Genomic DNA, 24,752 nt, shown 5'->3' on the forward strand with positions numbered 1-24,752 from the left:
AAAAGACAAAAAAGCAGGAAAATCTCTATAGAGACCTTCCTGCTTTTTAGTTAAGTTATGCTTTATTTGAGATGTCACTGAGCATTGTATCTTTAAGGTTCTGGCGATATCTCCAAATGTTTTGAATGATTGTTTTAATGACAGCATAGGTTGGAATCGCAACTAAGATTCCTATGAATCCAGCGATATTACCTGCTGCAAGGACAATTGTAATTACAGTTAATGGATGTAGAGCAAGTGACTGTCCCATGACATTCGGTGTTATCAAGTTACTTTCAATTTGTTGAGCCACAAGCGTAATTAGTGATACCCAAATAAACATGATCGGATCTTGGATTAAGGCGAGTAAACCAGCTGGTATAAATGCAACCCAAGGACCAACGAACGGTACGATGTTCATGAATAAGGCAAAAATTGCTAGTAGTAAAGCATAATCAAGACCGATTAGTGTATAACCGATATATAAAATTACACAGAGTATAGATGATACTAGCATCTGACCTTGGATGAATGAACGTAATGTTCTGTCGATGTCATATAAAAGTTCAATTAAGAACTGCTTAAATGTTCCAGAAAATGGTGAAGTAACTGATGGAATAAATTTTTGGTGATCCTTCAGCATAAAGAAGAAGAAGAACGGTCCAAGAACAAGCATCAATAGCACACTCACTGTACTTGAAACAATTGAAATCGCATTTGATACAAAACCACTTAGCATATTCGTACCAACATCTAATGCATCTTGAGTGATCGACTGTAGATCAATATCAAATGGCAAGCGATCTCGTTGACTGAGTAAATAATTTACTGTGTTTTCAACTTCACGTTGTAAAATAGGTAAACGTGAAACTAGATTTTGAATTTGTTCTGTAACCATCGGAATGACGGTTAGAGTTACTATTGCAATAACAATTAAAATAATGATGAATATAGAGAGGATGCTTACCAACCTATTGGCTTTCCTCTTCTCTAGAAATCGCTGTATTGGTTCAGTGATGTAGTATAGCATTCCCCCGATTAATACCGGGAAGAAGATCGTCATAATTATTGTTAAAAACGGCTCAAAAATGACTTGAACCTGCATAATTAATAAGATAATGACAAAAGTAATTATGAGTGCTATACCACTTTGGAACCAAAGTTTTTTAGTCATAAAGCGGCACCTCTAACCTTAGAATGTGTTCATATTGTATCACTGTTATATAATATTTCCTACTAAATTGAAAGCTTAAACTAAATACATGTTATCTTAATACATAAGTTGGTAATATACATGAGTAAGGAGGAAATTTTATGGATAAAACACCGGGAAAAGTTCATACGGTTTCTATCGAGTCTAGTGCTTGTAATGAAACTTTTGATGTACAGTACTACCTACCTAAGTCTTACTCTGACCTTTATAAGTATAATGTCATTATAACATTTGATTCACAAGATTTTTTTAAATATGGTCAGATTGAAAGATTGATTGAAAAACTAGAAAAAACGGAGGAAATTCAGCGCACAATTATTGTAGGCGTACCCTATCCTTCTGTCGAGTGGAGAAAACATTATTTCAATCCTAATGGAGAACACCATGAAAATTTTGTAACATTTGTTGGGCGAGAATTAAATAGTTTTATAGATAATAATTTCTCAACTTTAAAAATGGCAAACTCAAGACTGCTCATGGGTGAAAGTTTAGCAGGTAGCTTTAGTTTATCCACTGCTTTAACTTATCCGAATACCTTTGGCCAAGTGCTTGCCTTCAGTCCATTTGTAGATGACGAATTTATAAACCGTTTCAAAGATAATATGAGTTTAATAAATTTAAATATCTATCATACTATCGGTTTAGAAGAAGATGATTTTACAACCATTATGGGCGAACAAGCTGACTTCTTAACACCGAATAGAAAGTTAAAGGCAGTCCTAGAAGAAGAGCCATTAGAATACGAGTATAAGGAACTCGAAGGTGGGCATATTTGGAAAACTTGGAAGCCAGAATTAAAAAATGTGCTGTTATATTTTTTTCAATAGAAAACGTATACAATTTTTTTCTGAAAGTGATATACTTGAAACATATCGTTTAGGGAGGCATTTTAAATGAAATTTGGAATCGCACTTTTTCCTTCAAAAAAACTTCAAGACACTGTAAACCAATATCGTAAACGCTACGATTCTAGATATGCATATATCGCACCACATATTACAGTAAAAGAAGCTTTCGAAGCTGAAGAACATGAGAAACCGCAGATTGAATCATTTATTAAAAGCGTTGCGGCTCAACACAAACCAACTGAGATCGAGATTAAAAAAGTTTCTAGCTTTGCACCAACAGCTCAAGTAATTTATTTTAAGGTCGAGCCTAACGAAATACTAAATTCTATCCATGAAGCCTTTAATAATGGAGATTTTTATGGTGAAGCAACTCACCCATTTGTCCCACATTTCACATTGGCTCAAGAGGATACGACACAAAAATTCGAAGATGTATATAGTCACCTAAAAATGATTGGTATTGAGCACAGTGAAGTGCTAGATAAGATTAGTCTCTGTGTCCAACTTGACAACGGAATTTGGCATGTTACTGATACATTCAAACTTGGTGAGTAATTTATATATAAAAAATAACCTGGAAATCATTTAAGATTTCCAGGTTATTTTTTATGCCATGATGTGGTAACCACTATCAACATGTACGACTTCACCGGTAATACCACTAGATAAATCGCTAAGTAAGAAGGCAACCGTGTTACCCACTTCAAGTTGATCTACATTACGACGTAATGGTGCACGTTGTTCAATCTCTTTAAGGATTGTTTTAAATTCACCGACAGCTGATGAGCTGAGTGTACGTATTGGTCCAGCAGATACCGCGTTAACACGGAATCCTGACTCACCTAGGTCATAGGCTAAGTAACGAACGTTAGCATCTAAGGCAGCCTTAGCAACACCCATAACGTTATAGTTAGGCATTGCACGCTCTCCACCAAGATAGGTCATTGTAACTAGGCTCCCACCTTCATTCAGGATAGCTTTAGAGTGTTTAGCTACACTTAATAGTGAATATGCACTGATATCTAAGGCAAGTTTGAATCCTTCTCTAGAAGTTTCACTAATGCCACCTTGTAGTTCATCTTTATTTGCGAATGCGATAGCGTGAAGCACACCATCAATTCCACCTGTTTTTTCACCGATTTCCTTGAAAGCTTGTTCGACGTTTTCATCGTTTGATACATCACACTCAACGATGATATCGTGGTCACCTTCTAATTCAGTAAGTAATTTATCAATTTCTTTTCTAAAGCGTTCACCTAAAATAGTGAATACTAACTTTGCACCCATTTTGTCTAGTGCACGTGCAGCACCCCAAGCAATACTTCTCTTGTTGGCAACGCCCATGATTACATATGTTTTACCTGATAAGTCCATTAAGAACTCCTCCTAATTCATCCCTAGTATTAGTACCTACTACTAATCTACATTTTATTAGTACGGAATGCAAGAAATATCACTATAATAAACTTGCCATAAAGACATTTGCTAAAGCAAAGTAAATCAATAAACTTATAATATCGTTCGCTGTGGTAATGAATGGTCCACTTGCAATTGCTGGGTCAATACCCGCTTTGTTCATTACCAACGGTACAATCGTACCGATAATTGTCGCGACTGACATTGACGCGAGCAAACTACCACTTACAATAATCCCCAGTACAGGTTCCTGGTACATCACAATAATAATTAAGAAAATAACGACACCACAAACTAAACCTGTAAGAAAACCTGATCCTAATTCACGTCCGGCGAGCTTCATCTTACTGGATTCTTTAATTTCCCCTGTGGAAATACCACGTATCGCAACAGCGAGTGATTGTGTACCGGTGTTACCAGCCATACCAGAAATTACAGGTATAAAGGCACTTAGGAGTACAACCTTAGCGAGCGTATCTTCAAAGAAAGAAAGCATCCAAGCTGTAATCATACCCATAAAAGTAAGTCCTATAAGCCAAGGCAAACGTTTTTTAGCTGTCATTAATGCCGTGTCCGATGTACTTTCATTATCACTCATACCGGCAAGTCGAGAGTAGTCTTCTCCAGCTTCTTCGTGAATAACGTCCATGATGTCATCGGCTGTGATGATACCGACTAAATGATCTTGGAAATCCACAACTGGTACAGCAAGGAAGTCATAATCTCTCACAATTTGAGCAACTTCTTCTTGGTCATCAGAAATACGAACGGAAACGACACGTTCAGTCATGACATCACCAATGTAATCATCATCATCTGCGACAATCAATTCCCTTAAGGAGATAATACCGACTAAATGATTGTCTTGATCGACTACGAATAGATAGTAAATCATTTCTTTGTCGGGTGCCATTTCTTTGATGTGTTTCATAGCTTCTCTTACTGTCATCAAGGTATTTAAATTGATGATTTCAGTAGTCATGATACCACCGGCGGTATCTTCCTCGTAGTTCATTAAGCCCCTGATTTCTTTAGCATCATCTTTATTCATCAATGATAGATAGGTTGTCATTTTCTCACGAGAGATTTCATTTAAAATATCAACTGCGTTATCGTACTGCATAGCGCCAATGATATGGGCTGCATATCTTGCATCAATTTGGTCAAATAAATCTTCATACTCATCTGGTTCTAACTCCAGGTGATCGAAGAAATCCCCCACTTCTTCAGGGCTTAGGAATTTATAAAGGTTTTGCTGTTCTTCCTCGCTTAAGGTTTGAAAGATTTCACTTTGTTCATAATTGTGAAGATCTGTAAAAAGTTCTCTAAATCCATCTAAGTTCTCTTCACGAAGGTAAACCTCTATTTGTTCTCTTAGTTCTTCAAAATCAATATCCATTTCTTCTCTAGACATCTCTTATACCTACCCTCATTAATTCTTTAAGAAATAAATGAATCATGCACACGTTGCCAAAATGGAAATGGTCTAAAGCGTGCAAATTTTATTTTTTCTTCTGCAACAGAATATTGTATTGACTTTACACCTCGGTGTACGAGATTAATATGGTCAATCGTCATCTGGTATTCTTCACTATTCACTGGCCTTACATTGACAAAATGATGTTTTGGTAAGACAAGCGGTGAGCCCACCGTTCTGAATACCCGATTATTAATAGATGCAATCTCAGTCATTTGAACAGCTTCTATAGATGGATGAATAATTGCCCCACCTAAGGCCTTATTGTATGCAGTAGAACCAGAAGGCGTGGAAATACATAAGCCATCGCCTCTAAATCTTTCAAAATGACGATTTCTAATTTCTACGTCCATGACTAGAGTAGAACCATTCGTCATCCTTAAAGTCGCCTCATTTAGAGCGAGGTACTTAGTTTCCATACCGACTGTCTCATAATGGATTAATACTTCAACCAGTGGATATTCTACAGTTTCAAACTCATCATTCTTTAAAGCGACAATTAAGCGCTCTACTTCATCTTGACCCCAATCTGCATAAAAACCTAAATGTCCAGTATGAACACCGACAAATGATACATCACTGACAATATGTTGGTAGCGATGGAAAGCTTGTAAAAGTGTGCCATCGCCACCGACAGAAATGACAATTTCTGGTGATTCTTCATCGAATACCATATTCATACCAAGCATATAATTCATCATCTTATCAGTCAGTGCGTTTGATTTAGTATCTCCTTTAGAGACAATTGTAAATTTCATAAGGTCACCTGATTTCATTAGATATTCCGCTTTTTAGAAAAATATTTCTGTGCTTCTTGAACTTCTTCTCTGATTTCAGACATTTCTTTATCCAGTAAGTATGCCGCTTCTGCAGCATTCTGCAATCTATTTTTAATTTCAGGAGGATACTCCCCAGAATATTTGTAATTCAATGTATGTTCTATGGTTGCCCAAAAGTTCATCGCTAATGTACGAATTTGAATTTCAGCTAATATTTTAATACGTCCATTCACACTTTCGACTGGGTATTCAATTATTATATGGTAAGAACGATAACCGCTTTCCTTAGTGTTTTCGATATAATCTCTTTCCTCAATAACGCGCATATCGTTTCTCGAGCGAATATGTTCGGTAATCACGTTAATATCATCTACAAACTGACACATGATTCTTATACCTGCGATATCGTACATCTGAGCCCTTAAATTATCATAGGGTATGTTTCTTGTACTGGCTTTTTCGATAATACTTTGCACCGGTTTAACACGTGAAGTGACAAATTCAACAGGTGAAGATTGACTGGTAATCTGATAGTCTTTCCTGATTCCTTTTAACTTAATCTTTAGTTCTTCAACAGCCTGCCTATAGGGCGCTAAAAAAATACTCCATTCTTCCATTCATACCTTCCTCCTTACACCCGTTCATTCATACTTTTCTACTCTAACGGTATTAATTTTACCATATCAAACGAATTCTTCTATATGTAATCTGTTTGCTTTACACCTTAAATATAATTGAGCATAATACTGATTAAGGAGTGATTACTTTGTTTGAGAAAGAAATAGAGTTTAAGAATATACTTCTAGAAGAAGAATATAATAAAATTAGAGCATCACATTTTAACGATGAAACTCCACTTATACTAGATAATTACTATATAGATAATGATAAATTAACACTCATCAACAGCCATTTAATGCTGAGAATCAGAACACAAGACCATAATCAGGTCATGACTTTAAAAGTGCCAGAAAGTGCACATACTGTCTTAGAATATTCTGGGCACGTCAACTTTAATTTATTAGATGATTCACCGCTTAATCAAGATGACATTCCGGCCAACATAAAAGATAAACTAGAAGCTTTAAACATCAGCTTAGAAGGCCTTAGAATTCAAGGTAATTTAAGAACGGAGCGCCTAGAAAAACCATATCGTAGTGGCCTACTCGTCTTGGATAAGGCAGACTACCTCGGCCAAACGGACTATGAGCTGGAATTTGAAGCACCTGATACAGCGAGTGGCCAAGCAGATATTACACATATCCTTAACAAATATGGTATTGTACGACGAGAAGAATCTGTGAAGAGTGCACGTTTTTATGAGGTACTAAAACGTCAGAAAGAGGGAATTTAATGCCTTTAGTCTATAATATTATCGGTCAGGAGAAATTATATGAGATGATTGATGTCTTTTATAATTACGTTAGTAAAGATGACCGCATCAATCATCTCTTCCCGGATGACTTATCAGAAACAGCATATAAACAAAAGCTCTTTCAAACTCAATTTTTAGGGGGACCCAATCTCTACAATGAAACATATGGACATCCGATGATGAGAGCCCGCCACATGCCATTTAAAATCACACCGAAAGCGAGAGAAGCTTGGTTAGAGAATATGAATCAAGCAATTAAAGATGTCGGTATAGATGAAGAAATACGTGAGTATTTAATGGCCCGTTATTCACTAACAGCAAACCACATGGTAAATAGTGAAGACTGATTGAGTGCATATAATATAGAGGTGAAAAAGCGTGAGCAAAAATAATAGTGATGAGCTCTTCTTATTTGAGCAGTCGAATCACTCGGTCGAAATATTTTACTTTTTCGATCCGTTCTCAAATGAATGTATTGCGATGGAGCCGATAGTTAACAAATTACTTATAGAATATCGTGGTCACGTAACAATTAAAAAAATTCTCGCCCCGTCTCTGTCTGTGTTGACTAAATGCCAGGCACAGTCGACTTCTAGTGAGGATAATGTAGCGCTCGCCTATAAAGCTGCAGAAATCCAAGGACGCTCTAAAGCGCGTGCGTTTATACGTTATATCTTTAATCGAATCAATCCATCAAACACAATTTGCAGCAAAGAAATGATAGATGATTGTGCACGTCTATCCGGTATAGATTTATCTACTTTTCATGAAGATTTGCATTCACCCACACTAGATGCGATGTTGAAATATGATTTAGCAGTATTCAGAGAAATGGATATCGAATCCTTGCCTTCAATGGTATTCTTTTCAGGAGATGAGCACACAGAGGGTGTAAAAATTGAAGGCGCCTACCCTTACCATATTTACACATATATTATTAATGAACTGATAGATGTTGAGATTGAGAAGAAACAATTGCCAAGTATTATTGATTATATTCGTGCGCATGAACTTGTTAGTTTTGAAGAACTAAAAACAATTTTTGAATGGCGAGCAGGTTTGTTACTCAATGAATTGAAAAAATTAAGATTGCAGCGACTCATCGAAGAAATAAATGTAGACAGTCAATCTTATTACCAGATTAAATCACCAGTTAAATCCATTAAAACAAAGTCTTAATTCAATATTAAATTTAAATCCCGCTTACTTTGCTCTCAGTAGAGCTTGGTAGGCGGGATTTTTTGTATGTTTTGTATGTATGGAAGATTTTATAGTCTTTTTTGAATTGCTACCCTTCGATTCAATATCCCTCTCCCACATATCAAGGCCGTCTTAAAATTAGACACAAAAAAGCAGTACATCTTCTATAATGTACTGCTCAAACAAAGGGGATGGGAGAAATTTTATACTGTTAACAAAGGGGTATGTTTTTCAGTGATAAAATTTTCATGTGTTTAATATAACACGGTTATTGGGCTCGCACAACATTTTGAACAGTTTTTCACACTTTTGTCATAATGTAAACGAATTCACATAGTTATTGTTTTAATTTATCTAGTAATTCTTCAAATTGATCAAGTTGTGCTTCAAAAACAGCTAGGGCATTTTCAATTGGTTCTGCTGTCGTCATATCGACTCCTGCATTTTTTAGAATCTCAATTGGATAATTTGATGACCCTTTTTTCAGGAATTCGTTAATGTAACGTTCAGCTGTTTCTTGATCACCTTCTAGTACTTGTTTAGATAAACTTGCTGCTGCTGAATAACCAGTTGAATACTGATACACATAATAATTCATATAGAAGTGAGGAATTCTCGCCCACTCTACTGAAATGTAATCATCATAATCTACAGCTTCACCGAAGTATTTCTTGTTGAGATCACCATACACTTCGTTTAACTTACCTGCTGTTAATGGCTCACCTGACTCTTTTAATGTATGGATCTTGTGTTCAAATTCTGCAAACATTGTCTGACGGAACACTGTCCCTCTAAACCCTTCTAACTGCTCATTCAATAAGTAAAGCTTTTGTTTATCATCAGTTAAATTTTTAAACATAAAGTCAGCTAAAAGTGCTTCATTAAATGTACTTGCGACTTCTGCTACAAAGATTGAATAACCACTCATGTTGGCAGGTTGATTTTTTCTTGAATAGTAACTGTGTACTGAATGCCCAAATTCATGTGCTAAAGTAAATAGATTATTCACATTATCTTGCCAGTTCATTAGGATGTATGGATTTGTTCCAAAAGTACCTGATGAGTATGCGCCTGTACGTTTACCTTTATTCTGATAAACGTCGACCCAACGGTTGTTCAAACCTTCTTTAATAATGTCTACATACTCTTCACCTAGTGGGTGTAGGGCATTGACTAACCACTCTTTTGCATTTTCATAAGTCATATCAAAATCAACATCGTCGACTAATGGTACATATAAATCATACATTTTAAGTTGGTCTAGACCTAAGAATTTTTTACGAATCTCTGTATAACGATGTAAAAGATGTAAATTATTATTCACTGTCTCGACTAAGTTATCATATACTGATTCTGGGATATGATTATTTGCTAGAGCTTGGTGACGACTTGATTCATAGCCTCTAATTGACGAGCTAAAGACGTGTGTATTTACTACTCCAGCTAGCGTTTGACTCAAAGTATTTTTGAAAGCATCGTAGGCTGTATATAAGCTCTTATAAGCTGATTCTCTTAAAATACGGTCAGATGACTTGAGTAATTCTATAAAATTACCTTGGCTTAATTCATGTTCGTTACCATCTTTGTCTACAGCAGGCTCAAAAGTAATATCAGCATTGTTAAACATACCGTATACTTGGGTTGGCGTATGCATTACTTCACCAGCTTGTGCCAGTAGCTGTTCTTCTTTGTCGCTTAAAACATAAGGGCGTTGTTTATTTAACTTTTCTAAGTCAAATTTGAATTCATTTAATCGCTCAGATTGAGCATATTCTTTTAGGGTTTCTTCAGGTATTTCCATAATGGCTGGTACTAAGAAGCTCCACGCTGCTGAATATTTAACAGCTAAAGAACGTGCACGACTTTCTAGCGCACTATAAGTATCGTTGGAAGTATCTTGATCATGTTTTAAGTGCGCGTATACAAATACTTTACCGAGCTCTACATCTAATTCCCTTTCAGTTTCTAAAGCATCCGCTAGCTCATCAGCTGAAGAAAATCCATTTTTAAATTTATCTGCTAGATCTAGCTTATTCTCTAAATCTTGATAAGCCTTGTCAAACTCTTCATCAGATTGGAAGATTGTTGTTAAATCCCATGTGTTTTCTAGTTGTTGTTCTTCTCTTGTGATTAATTTCCCCATTGTTAAAACCTCCATAGATTAATACTCCAATTTTCTCAATAATCATAATTTTGTTCAAGCAATATCTTCCGAATCCCGAAAAACTTTTAAGTAGTATCGAACTAGATTTTTAACGATTATATGCTTTTCGAGAATATCCCCATTGGTTCTCAACTTAATAAAATCCATAAAGATTTGAAGATTAAAAGTTCCCCTATTTAAGTGGTAGTGAATATACAGCTTCCATTCAAGCGGTGAATTCAAGATATCTCGCTCATACAGACACGTCATTATAAACCGTTTTGGAATGTGTTGATGATGGATATCCAATTGATATAGATAAGTCAGAGTTGGATTTAACACAGATTTAGCTGACTTTTCATGGTATAGAATGTTTTTTACCATGCTTTGACTTAGCTTATAGTCATTCGGCCAGTCTACTCTTTTACTATATCCATAAAGGTCTTTAACCTGTATTTTTTCGCTTCTATAAATAAACCGGTTATTACCAACATGATGCCCTATGTGATATATATTGACTGATAAAGACTCAGTATTAATCGTAAACAACTTATGGTCAGTTGTCGTCGCATATTGAAAGTGATTAAGACTTAATAAACACTCGTCTTTCTTCACTTCAGCGTCGTTGATTAGCCAGATGACCTTCATACCTAATTTGTTATAACCCTTTGTCCTTATAGCAACCAAATCCGCACTAATTCGAGATAACTGTATTTCAATGGCGAGTTGATAATTGACAAGGACATCTGGAATCTGTTCAATTTCTTTTAGGTAATATTCCATTGCAGTCGCATATATTTTGTTTAATTCAGTATAAATATCATGTTTTAATTTCAAATGCATTAATGATTCTTTTTTATAGAGATACCGTGTACATTGTAAAATATGTTGGTGAGAAAAATGTGCAACTTTGACTTTACCCGCCTTCAGCCTTACCGGTGCTTCACAGACAGGACAAAAATAAGATTCATTTTTAACAGCTTGGTGGGCAAACACTTGACTACCAAATTCATCTTGAGCTAAAAACATAAAAAAACCTCCTTATCCTATATATAGGAAATAAGGAGGGGAAATCTTTTTTTTCAGACAAGTTAATTATTTTTCTTGAAAATAACGTCTAACTTGAGCTCTAACATTATTACTCATTATAATTTTACCGTATTCTTCCAGATATGCACTTGCAATTTGTGTAGGCTCGCTATATTCTAGCAGCTTTGTCTCAATACCTTCCATGTGATCAAAATGCGTTCTGTAGTCGAAGTACATTTGGTAATAATATCTACCGTCCAACACATAGAGTAGATCTTCATATGTTGTTTCATCATGTTCAGTTTCATACGTGTATTTAATCAAGTCTTCAAAGTCTCTAAAACGTACAGTTAATGGCTCTGAAATGACTGGTACATCTAATTCTCTATTTGGTTGTACTTGAGGCGGTCTATCCTGGATGGATTTGTCAATATAAGATTCGAGATCACGATTTTCAAAATTCATTGAATAAGACTCCATACCGTATGAATCTTGCTCTTGTTGAGATTTAGATACAACGACTTCTATTCCTTTGTCAAAAGCATGTACTTGAATCCATAATGGTCCATCCATGGAAAAATCTTCAGTCTGTTCACTGTTTACTTCGTCCATAATTGTCCAAAAGAATTCCTCTCCACGTTGGCGGTTCATCCAAAGATCTTCCTTGTTAAAACCTCGACTCTCAATGTCTGTATACGTTAGAAAGAACTTAATGGTCGAGTCGTTCACTCTTTCAATCCTCATTTTGCTCACTCCCTTACCATCATTTCTGCTTATTATACTAGGGTTCCATTCATATTACCAAACTTTAGATTTGTCTTTCTATTATAAGTGAAAAAACCTGTAGATGGCAAATCATCTACAGGTCAATCGGACTTTGTACATATATCAAATTATTGTATTACTTATCTATTATTCTTAAAGTTCTGCTAAGCGTTTCGCTTCAATTAAGTGAAGCGTTCTAATGCTTCTTGGTAAAAATCTTCTAATTTCATCTTCATTGTAGCCTACTTGCAGACGTTTCTCATCCATAATAATTGGACGTCTAAGCAATCCAGGGTTTTCCATAATCAAAGTATAGAGTTCTTTCATTGGGAGGCTATCGATATCTACATTCAATTTTTGGAAAGTTTTAGAGCGAGTTGAGATAATTTCTTCAGTCCCATACTCAGTCATTCTTAAAATAGATTTAACTTCGTCTAAAGTTAAAGGCTCAGAAAATACATTGCGCTCAGTATAAGGAATATCATTTTCCTGGAGCCATGCTTTTGCCTTACAACATGACGTACAACTTGGAGAAGTAAATAATACTACCATGTAACTCACACTCCAATTTTATATTTTAACAAGAGTCTATACCCATAAACAGTCGATACTAAACTTAAGTGAAGTATGTATCTTGTACTGCCGTCTCTTGTTGACAATTCTTAGTATAGAGGTCGAACATTAAAATAAAATGAGAATATTGTAATAATCTAAAAAATTATTTATTAATTTTTGTAAACCCTACCAATATTAATTTATTTAGCTTACCTCTTACTTACTTATTGTAACATCAATAATGGTCAAAGTATATAGGTAATTTGATTGACTTTTATCGTGTGGACTAATTGCAAGAGATGTAAAAGAGTATTACTATTATATTATTAACTAAATAATGAAGGTGAAGACATGAAAACATTATTCTCAGGCGTTCAACCGAGTGGAATTCCGACAATCGGTAACTATATCGGAGCTTATAAACAATTCGTAGAATTACAAGATCAATATGATTCTTACTTCTGTATTGTTGATCAACATGCTATTACTGTTCCACAAGATCGCTTAAAACTTCGTGAGAACTCAAGAAAACTTGCGGCAATTTACTTAGCAAGTGGATTAGACCCAGAAAAAATTACACTATTCATTCAAAGTGAAGTCTCAGCCCATGCTAAGGCTGCATGGATGCTACAATGTGTATCATATATTGGTGAGTTAGAACGAATGACTCAGTTTAAAGATAAGGCACGTAAACAGAATCAGCGTGACGGTATTTCAGTCGGTCTACTCACATATCCACCTTTAATGGCTGGTGACATTTTACTATATAAAGCAGATGTCGTCCCAGTTGGTGAAGACCAAACACAGCACATTGAATATACAAGAAACGTTGCAGAGCGCTTCAATTCAAAATTCAATGATATCTTTACCCTACCCGACATTAAATTACCTAAGGTCGGCGGTAGAATTATGAGCCTAAATGAACCAACTAAGAAGATGAGTAAGAGTGATGATAATCAAAAATCATTCATTACCTTATTAGATGACCCTGCTCAAGCGGCTAAGAAGATTCGTTCTGCAGTAACAGATTCAGGCAGTGAAATTAAATACGATAAAGAAAACAAGCCCGGTATTTCAAACTTACTTACAATTTATAGTTCATTAACTGACCGCAGTATTGAAGCACTAGAATCTCAATACGAAGGGTCAAGCTATGGTGAATTCAAAAAGGATTTAGGTGAAGTTGTCCAGGAATTCTTAACAGGCTTCCAAGAAAAATATAACTACTATTTAAATAGTGAAGAACTAGATAACATTTTAGATGCAGGCCGTGACAAAGCTGCCTTTAAAGCGGATAAGATGATCGAAAAAATGGAACGTGCCATGGGCCTAGGAAGAAAAAGAAGATAATAGGATTTATGAAGCGGGCTGGATATTTAATCCAGCCTTTTTTTGTGATTGATGATGGAAGGTGTGCTTCGTTTTCATTTCGAAGCTGGGCTCATTAACCTACGATACAAAAAAAGACTGAACCCCTTAAAAGGGATTCAGTCCATAATATTATGCCTCATACTTTTTGAATACTAAGGAAGCGTTGTGTCCACCAAACCCTAGGCTGTTTGACACTGCGTACTTAAGGTCCGCTTCTACTGCAGTGTTTGGAACATAGTTTAAGTCACATTCAGGTGCTGGATTCGTTAGATTAATTGTCGGGTGAACTTTACCTTCTTTAAGGCTCATCGCCGTAATGATAGCTTCCATGCCACCTGCACCACCAAGCATATGTCCTGTCATTGACTTAGTTGAGCTGATTAGTAAATTATCCGCATGTTCTTCAAATACTGTACGGATCGCTAATGTTTCAAATTCATCATTATAAGGTGTACTTGTACCGTGTGCATTAATGTATTGAACTTCATTTGGTTCAATACCTGCATCTTTAAGTGCTTCCTTCATGGCTCTCGCACCACCTTCTCCATTTGGTGCTGGTGCTGTGATATGGTGAGCATCTCCTGTAGATCCGTAACCAACAATCTCAGCGTAGATTGTTGCACCACGTGCAATTGCATGTTCTAATTCTTCAATCACAATGACACCTGAACCTTCAGCCATTACAAAGCCATCTCTATCTTTAGAAAATGGACGTGACGCGTAATTAGGATCATTTGAAGACGATAAAGCGCGGTTCGCTTGGAACCCTGCGACACCCATATTTGTAATAGGCGCTTCGGAACCACCTGTAATCATCACATCAGCTTGACCACGTTCTATAAACTTAAATGCGTCGCCGATTGAGTTTGTACCTGTCGCACATGCCGTAACAGTTGCACCATTAGGCCCTTTTGCACCTAGACGAATTGATACTTGTCCACTTGCCATATCCGGGATCATCATCGGTACGAAGAACGGGCTTACGCGTCTTGGTCCTTTTGTTGTTAAGGCAATAAAGCCATCTTCAAGTGACTGTATCCCCCCAATACCTGAACCAATCCAAACACCGACACGTTCACTATTGTCGTCATTGATAACTAAACCGGAATCTGTCACAGCTTCATCTGCTGCAATAATTGCAAATTGAGTAAACTTATCCATACGACGTGCTTCTTTTTTATCGATAAAATCTTCTATATTTAGGTTCTTTACTTCACCAGCAATATTGACATTGAATTGTTCAGTATCAATATTCGTTATTTCTGCTATACCATTTTTACCAGCTAAAGCATTAGTCCAAGTTTCTTTAGCTGTATTCCCTATCGGTGTTACTGCACCAAGTCCAGTGATAACAACCCTTCTTTTACTCATTAAGAGTCCTCCTTCTTTTTACCCCATGTTAAACATACTGCTCCCCAAGTTAATCCACCGCCAAAGCCAACAAGTACGATATTGTCCCCTGGCTTAATACGATTTCTCTTCACTTCGTAATCGATACTAAGTGGAATGGATGCCGCTGAAGTATTTCCGTATTTATCTACAGTTACACTCATTTTATCATAAGGGAGGTTCATGCGTTCTCTAGCGGCATTCATTATGCGAATATTTGCCTGATGAGGGATTAACATGTCAATATCATCCTTATTCAGACCAGCCTGTTCTGTTACATTCACACTCGACTCACCCATTTGTCGTACCGCGAATTTAAACACTTCACGACCATTCATTCGTATGTAGCCACCCTCACGGTCGCCGTATAAGTATTTCCCACCAGAACCTTTACTACCTAGTTCAAATGATTTAATACCAAGTCCTTCATCTACTTCACCCACAACTGCAGCACCAGCACCATCACCGAATAGGACTGCTGTTGAACGATCTGTAAAATCAGTGATTTTAGTCAGCTTATCAACACCTACAACAAGGATTTTTTTATATCTTCCTGATTTAACGAACATTTCAGCTGTCGCTAGACCATAAATAAATCCAGAGCAAGCTGCAAGCTGGTCGACTGATGGTATGTTTTTAAGTTCTAATTTTTCTTGTAAGATATTTGCTACAGAGGGAAATCTATGTTCTCCTGTAGACGTCGCAACGATAACAAAATCGATTTCGTCCTTGTCCACACCGGAGTCCTCAATTGCATTTTTCGCAGCATAAAAAGCCATTTCACTCGTTTCCATGTCTTCAGCGAAACGTCTTTCTTCAATACCTGTCATTTCTCTAATCCATTCATCAGAAGTATCAAGAATTTTTTCGAAATCAAAGTTCGTAAAAACCTTTTCTGGTGCATATGAACCAATGCCGAGAATGCCTACATTTGTCATTATATTCACACCTTATAATCTCATTATATTACTAGGTACTAATTTATCATATTTTGACAAGTGATTCAATTTATTTATACGTAAAAAACACTCACACATCAAATGATGTGTGAGTGCACGATAAGCCTTATTCAGTTTCTTCAACACCAACACGGTACCAAAGTAGGTCCTCATTGTACTCGTAATCTTCAGAGTAATTGATTACTCTTTCGTTTACAGGTACAACAAACGCACGGTAAAGCGTTGGAATTACAGGAATATCTTGAGCCATTAACTCAGCCCATTCATTGTAAATTTCTTTTCTACGCTCAGTATCAAGTGCTTCTTCTGAGTTACCTTGTTCTAATAAAGCAGTTGATTCTTCAGATTCATATCTAGTGTAGTTAAATGGAGCAGTTGGTCCATATAAACCTGATGGATCGACGTCAGAACCTACACCCCAAGCACCTTGGTAGATATCAATTTCTGGGTCATCGTTTTCAACCATGTCGTAGAATGAGTTAAACTCGATTAGACGACCATTTGTTAAGACAACGTTTAAGCCAACTTCTCTCCAAGATTGGATGTAGTAGTTTGCTAATGGTTCAGCGATGTCTCCACCAGACATAGAGGCAAATTTGATTTCTAATGGTTCACCGTCTGGATCTTCGCGTAAACCATCACCGTCTGTATCTTCGTATCCTGCTTCATCCAAGATGCGATTCGCTTCTTCTGGATCATAACCAGGCACTTCGATTTCTTCGTGCCAGTTAGCGTGATATGGAGTAATTAGAGATGATGCTTTCCAACGTAAGCCGTTGTAGAAACGTTCTCCAACTGTGTCATTATCAATAGCGTGCCACATAGCACGACGTAATTCTACGTCACCCATCTTCATTTCCTCTGGCTTGTAGTCTACTTTACCTTCATCAGCATTCCAAGAACCAAGTTTGAATCCGATGTAAGTGTATGATCCCTCAACATTTGATAACCATTCTACCCCTTCCATTTCTGCAACATCAGGGTACTGGTCAGTCGGGAAGCTCTTAGCAATATCAACTTCACCTGATTCAACTGCACTTGCAATTGAAGACGGTGCAATAACACGTACGTTTACAGTTTCAACTCCTGGCTCACCGCGCCAGTAATCTTCGAATTTAGACATTGAGATTGATTCCCCAGATACGATTGAATCCACTTTGTATGGTCCGATACCGATTGGGTTCTCACGAGTTTGTGGTGCTTCTGGCATCTCTGCTACTTCAATACCTTCATAGTGATGAGTAGGGAATGCATATGCCCAGAAACCACCAGCAGTTAGTGATGGAGCGAGTTCTTTATATGTGAATACCGCTGTTTTGTCATCGACAATTTCAATACCTGAAATTTCTTCAGCGTCTCCAGCTCTGTACTCTTCAAAGCCTTCAATTAATGTAAATCCATCAGTAGATCCACGGACACCATCGTAATCCGGGTGACCAATTACTTCATAAGAAGAAACATAGTCTTGGATAGTTAAGTCAGTACCATCGTGCCACTTAACACCATCACGTACTGTAAATGTGACCGTTTTGTCGTCTTCGTTTATTTCATAAGTGATAGCACCATCATTAGTATATTGGAAATCTGCATCCATAGATAACACTGCTTCATCGAAGTGTGCCATCATACCTGCATCTGGTGCACCATTATAGAATGCCCAGTTTAAAGTACCTTCAAATGGTGTATCAGATGAGTAACCGATGTTTAAAGTACCTTCACCTGATGGTTCTCCTGTATTAGATACGGTTTTAGGGAAATCTTCATAGTTGTAGATTTTGCCTCCCCCTTCAGCTGTTTCACCTTCAGAAGATGCATCGTCTCCTGACTCTTCGTCAGCAGTTTCTTCTTCAGATGAACCGCCTCCACATGCTGCAAGCGCTAATACTAACGCTAACATCATGAGGAATAAAAGCCTTGACCAAGAAATTTTAGTCATTGTTCTTCCTCCTTTGTTTGATTCTGTTGATATATATACAAAGCTCAGACCCTGAACTTATGTATCGAAGTAAATGTAAAGCCTTTGTAATTTTCTTAATATTCATATTAGCATAATTACTCATACTTACAATGAAATTTTTAGAAAATTGTGTTATTTTTATAAATTTTTATGCATTACGCTGTCTGGCATCTCCTGCACGTCTAAGTGCTTCACCAATGTTTCTTACACACAACATTAATACTAAGATTAATATTGCTGCAGGTGCCCAAATCCACCATCTGTTCTGTAAAGTTTGTGTTTGAATGGCATAAGCCATTAAAGTACCTAATGATGGTGTCGTTTCAGGGAAACCGAAGCCAATGAATGATAAGCCTGACTCGATTCCGATATTTGCTGCAAGAGATAATGTGCCGTTAACAATGATAAGACCTACTAAGTTCGGCATCACCTGTTTAAAGATGATCTTAATATGTGAACTTCCTAATGTTCTCGATGCATTTACATAGTCCAATTCTCTTTCTTGCATTGCAACAGAACGAATCAGTCTAGCAGTACCAGTCCATAGGAACGCTGCCATAATGAGTGAGAATGTCCAAATATCATATGATGGCACGATTGTAACGAAAACAACGATGATCATAAGGAATGGTAATACCATAAAGAAGTCAACAACACGCATCATTGCGTTATCGATATGACCACCAAAATATCCTGATACAACGCCGTAGACAATACCGAAGCCAACACTCAAGATAGTAACTAAAGCCCCAATTGCAAGTGAGTTTCTAGTACCAATAATCAATTGACCAAAAATATCACGACCACCATAATCTGTACCTAGTCTGAACGTGTCGTTAGGTGGCTGATTGATTGCAAATAGGTCAACTTTTACAATTTCTGAATGGTTCAAGAACATTGTTAAACCAAAAACATATGATGTAATTATCACAAGTATGATCAGTGAGAATAACGCTAATTTGTCGGAGATGACCTCTTCAAATAGAATTCTCCAACCGGGTTTACTCTTCGGTAGATTCTTCATATCTGATGCACCGTGACCCATAACGCCGTGTGGGAGATCAGCTTTGACGCTCATATCAAGCTCTCTGGATTCACTAGTATGTTGATTATCATCAAACTCAAAGCCGTCCCGCGCTTTGGTCGGGGTGTGGTCTTTATTATCCATATCTTCATCAAATTCATATGCTTTTGAATCATCCTTTAAATTTTTATTTTCTTTATTATTATTCGACATTTACACCCCTCCTTACTTAATACGGATACGTGGATCCACGATACTCAAGATAATATCTGACAGTAATGCACCGAGAATGGATAGCATACCAAAAACTAAAATCAAGACGTTCGCGACTGAGAAGTCACGGATTGAAATTGACTCTAGGAATAGACGTCCCATACCTGGATAACCATAGATGGTCTCAATGAATAATGATCCACCTAATAGTGAAGTAATTTCGTACCCAAAAAATGCTGCAATTGGTAAGATAGAGTTTCTAAAGATATGTTTCGTATATACTTTACCTTCGGAAACACCTTTAGCACGTGCAAGTGTTACGAAGTCTTTTTGCTTCGTTTCAATAATTCCACTCCTTAGGTACTGAACCGTTCCGACTAAACCGATTAAAGCAATTGAGAAACTCGGTAGTACTAGGTGTTGGAATTTACTTATTACATATTCTAAAGTACCTGGTGTGACACCCACTCCAACCGATCCACCTGTTGGGAACCAACCAAGTGTATAGCCAAATACAAGTAGCATCACTAAACCGAAAATAAATGTCGGTGTCGCAAAACCTAAGTAAGTATAACCTGTAATCGCACTGTCTAATAATGAGTCATTCCAACGACCAGACACTAGGCCAAGTGGAATACCAATCAAGTAAATTAGCACTGAAGAAAAAAGTCCGAGCCATATAGTATTCATCATTCTATCTCCAATAACATCTAGAACAGGCTGTTGTTTAAAGAATGATTGCCCGAAGTCCCCCTGTAACATTGCTAAAACCCAATCTCTATATTGAATGTACCATGGATTATTTAATCCCATCTGTTCACGAAGTCTTTCAATTTGTTCAATTGGTACCGTTGGATCAATTAGGCCACTCAATGCATCCCCTGGCATTAATGATCCTAAGAAGAAAACTAAAATACTTAATAATAATATTTGCGGTAATGAAATAATTAAGCGTCGAATTGTAAATTTAATCATTCAGCCCGTCACCCCTTTGCAGGTAAAGCAGCTTTATGCGTCGATGTAATATCAACTAACGGCAAGGCTCTACCATCTTCATCTAAATATTCATGGAAATGTTCATTGTATTGTTCTTTAACTGATTGACGTATATTTAAGTTTTCATCAATCTTATCAACATCTGTATCAGGAATCGCAGCGATGAGTCGCTTCGTATACAAGTGTTGTGGGTTGTTGAAGATTTCTTCCGCTGTCCCTTCTTCAACTAATCTCCCTTGATACATAATCCCGATGTGCTGACACATATGCCTCACTACCCCTAAGTCATGGGCGATGAAAAGCATAGTCAAGTTCATTTCCTCTTGGATGTCTTGCATGAAGTTTAAAACTTGGGCTTGAACTGATACATCAAGTGCTGAAACTGGCTCGTCTGCAATAATCAATTTAGGATTTAATGCGATCGCTCTAGCCACCCCTATTCTCTGTCTTTGCCCACCGGAAAACTCATGTGGATACTTGTACAAAGAGCCAGGTGGTAAACCTACTTTTTGAAGCAGTCCTAAAACTTCTGCAATCAACTCATCTTTAGTACGCTTATGATAATTTTTAATTGGTTCTGCAACAATATCAAATACCCTTTTACGAACATTTAATGATGAGTATGGATCCTGAAAAATCATCTGAATCTCTTTAGAATTTTTAACTGATTTCCCATTTCCACTGATCGTTTTACCGTTAAAGAGAATTTCTCCCTCTGTGATGTGATTTAGACCAATGACTGCTTTACCAGTTGTCGTCTTACCTGAACCGGATTCACCTACGAGTCCATATGTAGTCCCTTCTGGAATATTTAGTGATACACCGTCTACCGCTTTCACGTGGTCTTTAACTGTGTTAAAGAATCCGCCACGAATTGGGTAATGTACTTTGAGATCTTTAATTTCAAGTAAATTACTCATTCTGTCACCTCATCTGCTTCTGCCATTTGTTGTGCTTCAATTGCCATACCTGTCGTTGCATCAGATTTCAAATAGAAATTCTTATAACAAGTACAACGTACGAAATGCCCTGGACTAATTTCTCTTAGTTCAGGATTATGTTCATGTTCTTTTTCATCAATCCATGGAATTCTTGGTGCAAATCGACATGAATCTCTTTCCATCTTATTTAATGGTGGCACAACACCTTCGATAACATGCAGTTTCGATCCTTGTAGTTCCTCATTTGGTAAGGAATTAAGAAGTGAACGAGTATATGGATGTTTTGGATTTTTAAACAATTCTTTAACCGGTGCAATTTCTACAATTTGTCCTGCATACATTACGGCAACTCTATCTGCCATCTCAGCAACAACACCTAAGTCATGAGTAATGAGCAGTACACCAGAGTTCAAATCATCTTGCAACTCTCTAATCAAATCTAGAATCTGAGCTTGAATCGTTACATCTAAAGCAGTTGTTGGCTCATCAGCAATGAGTAATTTTGGTCTGTTAGCTATGGCAATGGCAATTACTACACGCTGTCTCATTCCACCAGATAATTCATGAGGGAAAGCATTCCCCACTCTTTCAGGTCTTGGAATACCCACACGACTTAATAATTCAATAGCATAAGCTTCACGTTCATCTCTGTCTTTTGTTTTATGAATTTTAAGCGTTTCCATAATTTGATGCTTTATTTTCATTAGTGGGTTTAAGGCTGTCATTGGATCCTGGAAGATCATCGCCAATTCCCCACCACGGATTCTATTCATCTTAGTTTCTTTTACTTTCATTAGATCTTTGCCTTCAAAAAGTACTTCTCCTTCTATTCTTGCAGCACGGTGTAACTTCATTAATGAAAATGCTGTCGCACTTTTGCCTGATCCCGACTCCCCTACCAAGGCCACAACCTCATTAGGTTTAATGTCGAGGGAAACATCGTCCACCGCTGGGTAATATTCACCATCGATCTTAAAGGATGTTGTTAAATTCTTAACACTTAGAAGATTTTCTCCCACTTATAATCACCTTAACTTTCCCTTTGTTTAACAAAATCCCATTTGTTATTAAAGTTAATCTTTCATATGAGCTATTGTATATATTCTGTAACAAAATGACAATATAAATTTTCTTAAAATTTACAACTTTCTGTACAGAATTTATTATTATGCAGTTATATATAAATGACTTATCCCAATTCTAGAAAACATCGTTCTATTTTGCAAGCGTTTTCAAGAAATAATTTTTACTACTATACTTTGTTTTACTTTTCATGTAAAATAAATACTATAAATATGAGTTATCGGAGGCTTTTCGACGATGAGATACATCATTACTTTTTTCTGGGCATTTTTACTTACTCAGATGGTAAACTTTATACTTAACAGTCTCGCTGGCGGTGGTCCATTAAACTTCTGGATTGGTGTTATTTTAGCAGTGATCATTACATTAACTGTATTCGTTTTAGATATTCTGACTAAGATGTCAAGAGACACTCAATCAGGAAACGAGAATTAAACCGGATTTCTTCATGAAATCTGGTTTTTTTATGCATTTTATTTCTGGGTATACACATATTAAAAGTATTTTTTGTATTAGGAGGAAACCTATGAATAAATATGTGATGTCAATCGATCAGGGTACGACGAGTACAAGAGCGGTCCTCATCAATCAACAAGGTAAAATCATCGCCTCAAGTCAAAGGGAATTCAAACAGATTTTCCCTCACTCTGGTTGGGTCGAACATAATGCAAATGAAATCTGGAGTTCAGTCCTAAGCGTAATCAGCAGTGTACTCATTGAACACAATGTAGGTGCAGATGAGATTGACTCAATTGGAATTACAAACCAAAGAGAAACAACTGTCGTATGGGATAAACACACAGGTTTACCGATATATAATGCGATCGTTTGGCAATCAAGACAAACAACGGATATTTGTAACACCTTAAAGCACGATGGTTATGAAAAATTAATTAAAGACAAAACTGGTCTATTAATAGATCCTTATTTCTCTGGTACAAAGATAAAATGGATCCTCGACAATGTCGAGGGTGCAAGAAAAAAAGCTGAAAACGGAGATTTATTATTTGGGACGATTGATAGTTGGTTAATTTGGAAATTCACTGAGGGAAATATTCACGTCACAGATTACACTAATGCAAGCCGGACGCTCTTGTACAATATATATAATCTACAATGGGATGATGAGCTTTTATCGATACTTAATGTACCGAAATCAATGTTACCAGAAGTAAAATCTTCTAGTGAAATTTATGGTCATACAACGAGATCTCATTTCTTTGGTCATGAGGTGCCAATCTCTGGTATTGCCGGTGACCAACAAGCCGCCCTATTCGGTCAAACTTGTTTTGACAAAGGTGAAGCGAAAAATACCTACGGCACTGGATGTTTCCTTTTATTAAATACAGGTGAGGAACCGACAACGAGCGACAATGGACTACTTACAACTATTGCAGCTGGTGTCGATGGTAAAATCACCTATGCACTTGAAGGTTCAATCTTTGTTGCAGGTAGTGCAATTCAATGGCTAAGAGATAGTTTAGAATTTTTTCATGACTCTAAAGAGAGTGAAGATTATGCAATGACACTTGACTCTTCTGATGGTGTCTACGTTGTTCCATCATTCACTGGACTCGGTGCACCGTACTGGGACGCAGAGGCAAGAGGTGCGATATTTGGTTTAAGTAGAGGCTCGACCAAGGCACATATTAGCCGAGCAACCCTAGAGGCTGTTGCATATCAAACTAAAGATGTCCTTGATGCGATGCAAGTTGATGGGGCAACTAAAATTGATCGTTTAAGAGTGGACGGCGGTGCAAGTGCCAACAATTTCTTAATGCAGTTCCAAGCTGACATTTTAAATACGACGGTTGAACGTCCAAAAATTGTGGAATCCACTGCCTTAGGTGCTGCTTATCTTGCGGGTCTTGCCTCAGGATTTTTTGAATCCCAAGAAAAACTGAGGGAGCTCAGTGAAACTGAAGCAGTTTTTGAAGCGAAGATGGAAGAAAATAAGAGAAATCAATTGTACAGTGGTTGGCAAACTGCCATTAAAGCAACTCAAATGTTCAAAACCAACTAAACATAACTAGTAGGAGG

The 24,752-nt window shown here is 36.9% G+C and carries 24 protein-coding genes; 8 read left to right on the forward strand and 16 right to left on the reverse strand.

Annotated elements, in window-relative coordinates:
• Positions 1-55 precede the first annotated feature (55 nt).
• Positions 56-1,153: an AI-2E family transporter gene (locus tag JEM45_RS04555; protein WP_026867425.1), complete on the reverse strand. Its 1,098-nt coding sequence runs from the start codon at positions 1,151-1,153 to the stop codon at positions 56-58.
• A gap of 140 nt (positions 1,154-1,293) precedes the next feature.
• On the opposite strand from JEM45_RS04555, the gene JEM45_RS04560 reads away from it, so the two are divergent.
• Together JEM45_RS04560 and JEM45_RS04565 are read left to right on the forward strand one after the other, a co-directional pair.
• The gene (locus tag JEM45_RS04560; RefSeq protein ID WP_026867424.1) at positions 1,294-2,019 is read left to right on the forward strand and encodes an alpha/beta hydrolase; all 726 of its coding nucleotides are present in this window, start codon (positions 1,294-1,296) and stop codon (positions 2,017-2,019) included.
• 66 nt (positions 2,020-2,085) lie between these two features.
• Entirely contained in the window at positions 2,086-2,595 is a 510-nt protein-coding gene (locus tag JEM45_RS04565; RefSeq protein WP_026867423.1) for a 2'-5' RNA ligase family protein, read from the forward strand.
• A 51-nt stretch (positions 2,596-2,646) separates the two neighbouring features.
• On the opposite strand, the gene fabI is transcribed toward JEM45_RS04565, so the two are convergent.
• From fabI to JEM45_RS04585, 4 genes are all read right to left on the reverse strand, one after another.
• Entirely contained in the window at positions 2,647-3,414 is a 768-nt protein-coding gene (gene fabI, locus JEM45_RS04570; RefSeq protein WP_026867422.1) for an enoyl-ACP reductase FabI, read from the reverse strand.
• A gap of 82 nt (positions 3,415-3,496) precedes the next feature.
• A complete protein-coding gene (mgtE, locus tag JEM45_RS04575) occupies positions 3,497-4,870 on the reverse strand; it encodes a magnesium transporter (RefSeq protein ID WP_026867421.1) in 1,374 nt (457 codons plus the stop codon).
• Positions 4,871-4,896: 26 nt separating this feature from the next.
• The gene (locus JEM45_RS04580; protein WP_026867420.1) at positions 4,897-5,691 is read right to left on the reverse strand and encodes an NAD kinase; all 795 of its coding nucleotides are present in this window, start codon (positions 5,689-5,691) and stop codon (positions 4,897-4,899) included.
• A 17-nt stretch (positions 5,692-5,708) separates the two neighbouring features.
• Positions 5,709-6,329, reverse strand: a complete 621-nt coding sequence (locus JEM45_RS04585) for a GTP diphosphokinase (RefSeq protein ID WP_026867419.1) — start codon at positions 6,327-6,329, stop codon at positions 5,709-5,711.
• A gap of 149 nt (positions 6,330-6,478) precedes the next feature.
• On the opposite strand from JEM45_RS04585, the gene JEM45_RS04590 reads away from it, so the two are divergent.
• From JEM45_RS04590 to JEM45_RS04600, 3 genes are read left to right on the forward strand one after another with little or no spacing between them, the layout of a single operon-like run.
• On the forward strand, positions 6,479-7,066 hold the full coding sequence (locus tag JEM45_RS04590; protein WP_026867418.1) for a CYTH domain-containing protein: 588 nt from the start codon (positions 6,479-6,481) through the stop codon (positions 7,064-7,066).
• Positions 7,066-7,434, forward strand: coding sequence for a globin domain-containing protein (locus JEM45_RS04595; protein WP_026867417.1), 369 nt, complete (start codon positions 7,066-7,068; stop codon positions 7,432-7,434). Before JEM45_RS04590 ends, JEM45_RS04595 begins: the two co-directional genes overlap by 1 nt.
• Positions 7,435-7,465: 31 nt before the next feature.
• A complete protein-coding gene (locus JEM45_RS04600; protein ID WP_026867416.1) occupies positions 7,466-8,266 on the forward strand; it encodes a DsbA family protein in 801 nt (266 codons plus the stop codon).
• Positions 8,267-8,624: 358 nt separating this feature from the next.
• Here JEM45_RS04600 and pepF read toward each other — a convergent pair whose 3' ends face one another.
• From pepF to spxA, 4 genes are all read right to left on the reverse strand, one after another.
• A complete protein-coding gene (pepF, locus tag JEM45_RS04605; RefSeq protein WP_026867415.1) occupies positions 8,625-10,430 on the reverse strand; it encodes an oligoendopeptidase F in 1,806 nt (601 codons plus the stop codon).
• Between the two features lie 54 nt (positions 10,431-10,484).
• Positions 10,485-11,459 (reverse strand): competence protein CoiA, encoded by a 975-nt coding sequence (locus JEM45_RS04610; RefSeq protein ID WP_198687900.1) that lies wholly within the window; start codon positions 11,457-11,459, stop codon positions 10,485-10,487.
• A 66-nt stretch (positions 11,460-11,525) separates the two neighbouring features.
• The gene (mecA, locus tag JEM45_RS04615) at positions 11,526-12,203 is read right to left on the reverse strand and encodes an adaptor protein MecA (protein ID WP_166627206.1); all 678 of its coding nucleotides are present in this window, start codon (positions 12,201-12,203) and stop codon (positions 11,526-11,528) included.
• 174 nt (positions 12,204-12,377) lie between these two features.
• Positions 12,378-12,776, reverse strand: coding sequence for a transcriptional regulator SpxA (gene spxA, locus JEM45_RS04620; RefSeq protein ID WP_198687901.1), 399 nt, complete (start codon positions 12,774-12,776; stop codon positions 12,378-12,380).
• Between the two features lie 354 nt (positions 12,777-13,130).
• Here spxA and trpS point away from each other — a divergent pair, with 354 nt between their 5' ends.
• Positions 13,131-14,129 carry a tryptophan--tRNA ligase gene (gene trpS, locus JEM45_RS04625; protein ID WP_026867411.1) on the forward strand — a complete coding sequence of 333 codons (999 nt, stop codon included), beginning with the start codon at positions 13,131-13,133 and terminating at the stop codon, positions 14,127-14,129.
• 150 nt (positions 14,130-14,279) lie between these two features.
• Here the strand turns inward: trpS and fabF are convergent, their stop codons facing one another.
• The 7 genes from fabF to JEM45_RS04660 form a co-directional block, all read right to left on the reverse strand.
• Positions 14,280-15,521 carry a beta-ketoacyl-ACP synthase II gene (gene fabF / locus JEM45_RS04630; protein ID WP_026867410.1) on the reverse strand — a complete coding sequence of 414 codons (1,242 nt, stop codon included), beginning with the start codon at positions 15,519-15,521 and terminating at the stop codon, positions 14,280-14,282.
• The gene (locus JEM45_RS04635) at positions 15,521-16,477 is read right to left on the reverse strand and encodes a beta-ketoacyl-ACP synthase III (RefSeq protein WP_026867409.1); all 957 of its coding nucleotides are present in this window, start codon (positions 16,475-16,477) and stop codon (positions 15,521-15,523) included. Before JEM45_RS04635 ends, fabF begins: the two co-directional genes overlap by 1 nt.
• A gap of 127 nt (positions 16,478-16,604) precedes the next feature.
• A complete protein-coding gene (locus tag JEM45_RS04640) occupies positions 16,605-18,434 on the reverse strand; it encodes an oligopeptide ABC transporter substrate-binding protein (protein WP_198687902.1) in 1,830 nt (609 codons plus the stop codon).
• A 169-nt stretch (positions 18,435-18,603) separates the two neighbouring features.
• Entirely contained in the window at positions 18,604-19,479 is an 876-nt protein-coding gene (locus JEM45_RS04645) for an ABC transporter permease (RefSeq protein WP_370545417.1), read from the reverse strand.
• A gap of 225 nt (positions 19,480-19,704) precedes the next feature.
• Positions 19,705-20,667: an ABC transporter permease gene (locus tag JEM45_RS04650; protein WP_166627208.1), complete on the reverse strand. Its 963-nt coding sequence runs from the start codon at positions 20,665-20,667 to the stop codon at positions 19,705-19,707.
• 8 nt (positions 20,668-20,675) lie between these two features.
• Positions 20,676-21,608 carry an ATP-binding cassette domain-containing protein gene (locus JEM45_RS04655; protein ID WP_026867405.1) on the reverse strand — a complete coding sequence of 311 codons (933 nt, stop codon included), beginning with the start codon at positions 21,606-21,608 and terminating at the stop codon, positions 20,676-20,678.
• Positions 21,605-22,648 (reverse strand): ABC transporter ATP-binding protein, encoded by a 1,044-nt coding sequence (locus tag JEM45_RS04660; protein ID WP_166627209.1) that lies wholly within the window; start codon positions 22,646-22,648, stop codon positions 21,605-21,607. Before JEM45_RS04660 ends, JEM45_RS04655 begins: the two co-directional genes overlap by 4 nt.
• Positions 22,649-22,949: 301 nt before the next feature.
• Here JEM45_RS04660 and JEM45_RS04665 point away from each other — a divergent pair, with 301 nt between their 5' ends.
• A complete protein-coding gene (locus tag JEM45_RS04665; protein ID WP_026867403.1) occupies positions 22,950-23,147 on the forward strand; it encodes a YjzD family protein in 198 nt (65 codons plus the stop codon).
• A gap of 91 nt (positions 23,148-23,238) precedes the next feature.
• Positions 23,239-24,735, forward strand: a complete 1,497-nt coding sequence (gene glpK, locus JEM45_RS04670; protein ID WP_198687903.1) for a glycerol kinase GlpK — start codon at positions 23,239-23,241, stop codon at positions 24,733-24,735.
• Positions 24,736-24,752: the final 17 nt, after the last annotated feature.

This window comes from Jeotgalicoccus sp. ATCC 8456 (assembly GCF_016313225.1).
GTDB classification, from domain to species: domain Bacteria; phylum Bacillota; class Bacilli; order Staphylococcales; family Salinicoccaceae; genus Jeotgalicoccus; species Jeotgalicoccus marinus.

Coding starts and splice junctions, on each gene's coding strand:
- JEM45_RS04555 (WP_026867425.1), bottom strand. CDS start 1,153: ATGACTAAAAAACTTTGGTTCCAAAGTGGTATAGCACTCATAATTACT.
- JEM45_RS04560 (WP_026867424.1), top strand. CDS start 1,294: ATGGATAAAACACCGGGAAAAGTTCATACGGTTTCTATCGAGTCTAGT.
- JEM45_RS04565 (WP_026867423.1), top strand. CDS start 2,086: ATGAAATTTGGAATCGCACTTTTTCCTTCAAAAAAACTTCAAGACACT.
- fabI (WP_026867422.1), bottom strand. CDS start 3,414: ATGGACTTATCAGGTAAAACATATGTAATCATGGGCGTTGCCAACAAG.
- mgtE (WP_026867421.1), bottom strand. CDS start 4,870: ATGTCTAGAGAAGAAATGGATATTGATTTTGAAGAACTAAGAGAACAA.
- JEM45_RS04580 (WP_026867420.1), bottom strand. CDS start 5,691: ATGAAATTTACAATTGTCTCTAAAGGAGATACTAAATCAAACGCACTG.
- JEM45_RS04585 (WP_026867419.1), bottom strand. CDS start 6,329: ATGGAAGAATGGAGTATTTTTTTAGCGCCCTATAGGCAGGCTGTTGAA.
- JEM45_RS04595 (WP_026867417.1), top strand. CDS start 7,066: ATGCCTTTAGTCTATAATATTATCGGTCAGGAGAAATTATATGAGATG.
- pepF (WP_026867415.1), bottom strand. CDS start 10,430: ATGGGGAAATTAATCACAAGAGAAGAACAACAACTAGAAAACACATGG.
- JEM45_RS04610 (WP_198687900.1), bottom strand. CDS start 11,459: ATGTTTTTAGCTCAAGATGAATTTGGTAGTCAAGTGTTTGCCCACCAA.
- mecA (WP_166627206.1), bottom strand. CDS start 12,203: ATGAGGATTGAAAGAGTGAACGACTCGACCATTAAGTTCTTTCTAACG.
- spxA (WP_198687901.1), bottom strand. CDS start 12,776: ATGGTAGTATTATTTACTTCTCCAAGTTGTACGTCATGTTGTAAGGCA.
- trpS (WP_026867411.1), top strand. CDS start 13,131: ATGAAAACATTATTCTCAGGCGTTCAACCGAGTGGAATTCCGACAATC.
- fabF (WP_026867410.1), bottom strand. CDS start 15,521: ATGAGTAAAAGAAGGGTTGTTATCACTGGACTTGGTGCAGTAACACCG.
- JEM45_RS04635 (WP_026867409.1), bottom strand. CDS start 16,477: ATGACAAATGTAGGCATTCTCGGCATTGGTTCATATGCACCAGAAAAG.
- JEM45_RS04640 (WP_198687902.1), bottom strand. CDS start 18,434: ATGACTAAAATTTCTTGGTCAAGGCTTTTATTCCTCATGATGTTAGCG.
- JEM45_RS04645 (WP_370545417.1), bottom strand. CDS start 19,479: ATGAAGAATCTACCGAAGAGTAAACCCGGTTGGAGAATTCTATTTGAA.
- JEM45_RS04650 (WP_166627208.1), bottom strand. CDS start 20,667: ATGATTAAATTTACAATTCGACGCTTAATTATTTCATTACCGCAAATA.
- JEM45_RS04655 (WP_026867405.1), bottom strand. CDS start 21,608: ATGAGTAATTTACTTGAAATTAAAGATCTCAAAGTACATTACCCAATT.
- JEM45_RS04665 (WP_026867403.1), top strand. CDS start 22,950: ATGAGATACATCATTACTTTTTTCTGGGCATTTTTACTTACTCAGATG.
- glpK (WP_198687903.1), top strand. CDS start 23,239: ATGAATAAATATGTGATGTCAATCGATCAGGGTACGACGAGTACAAGA.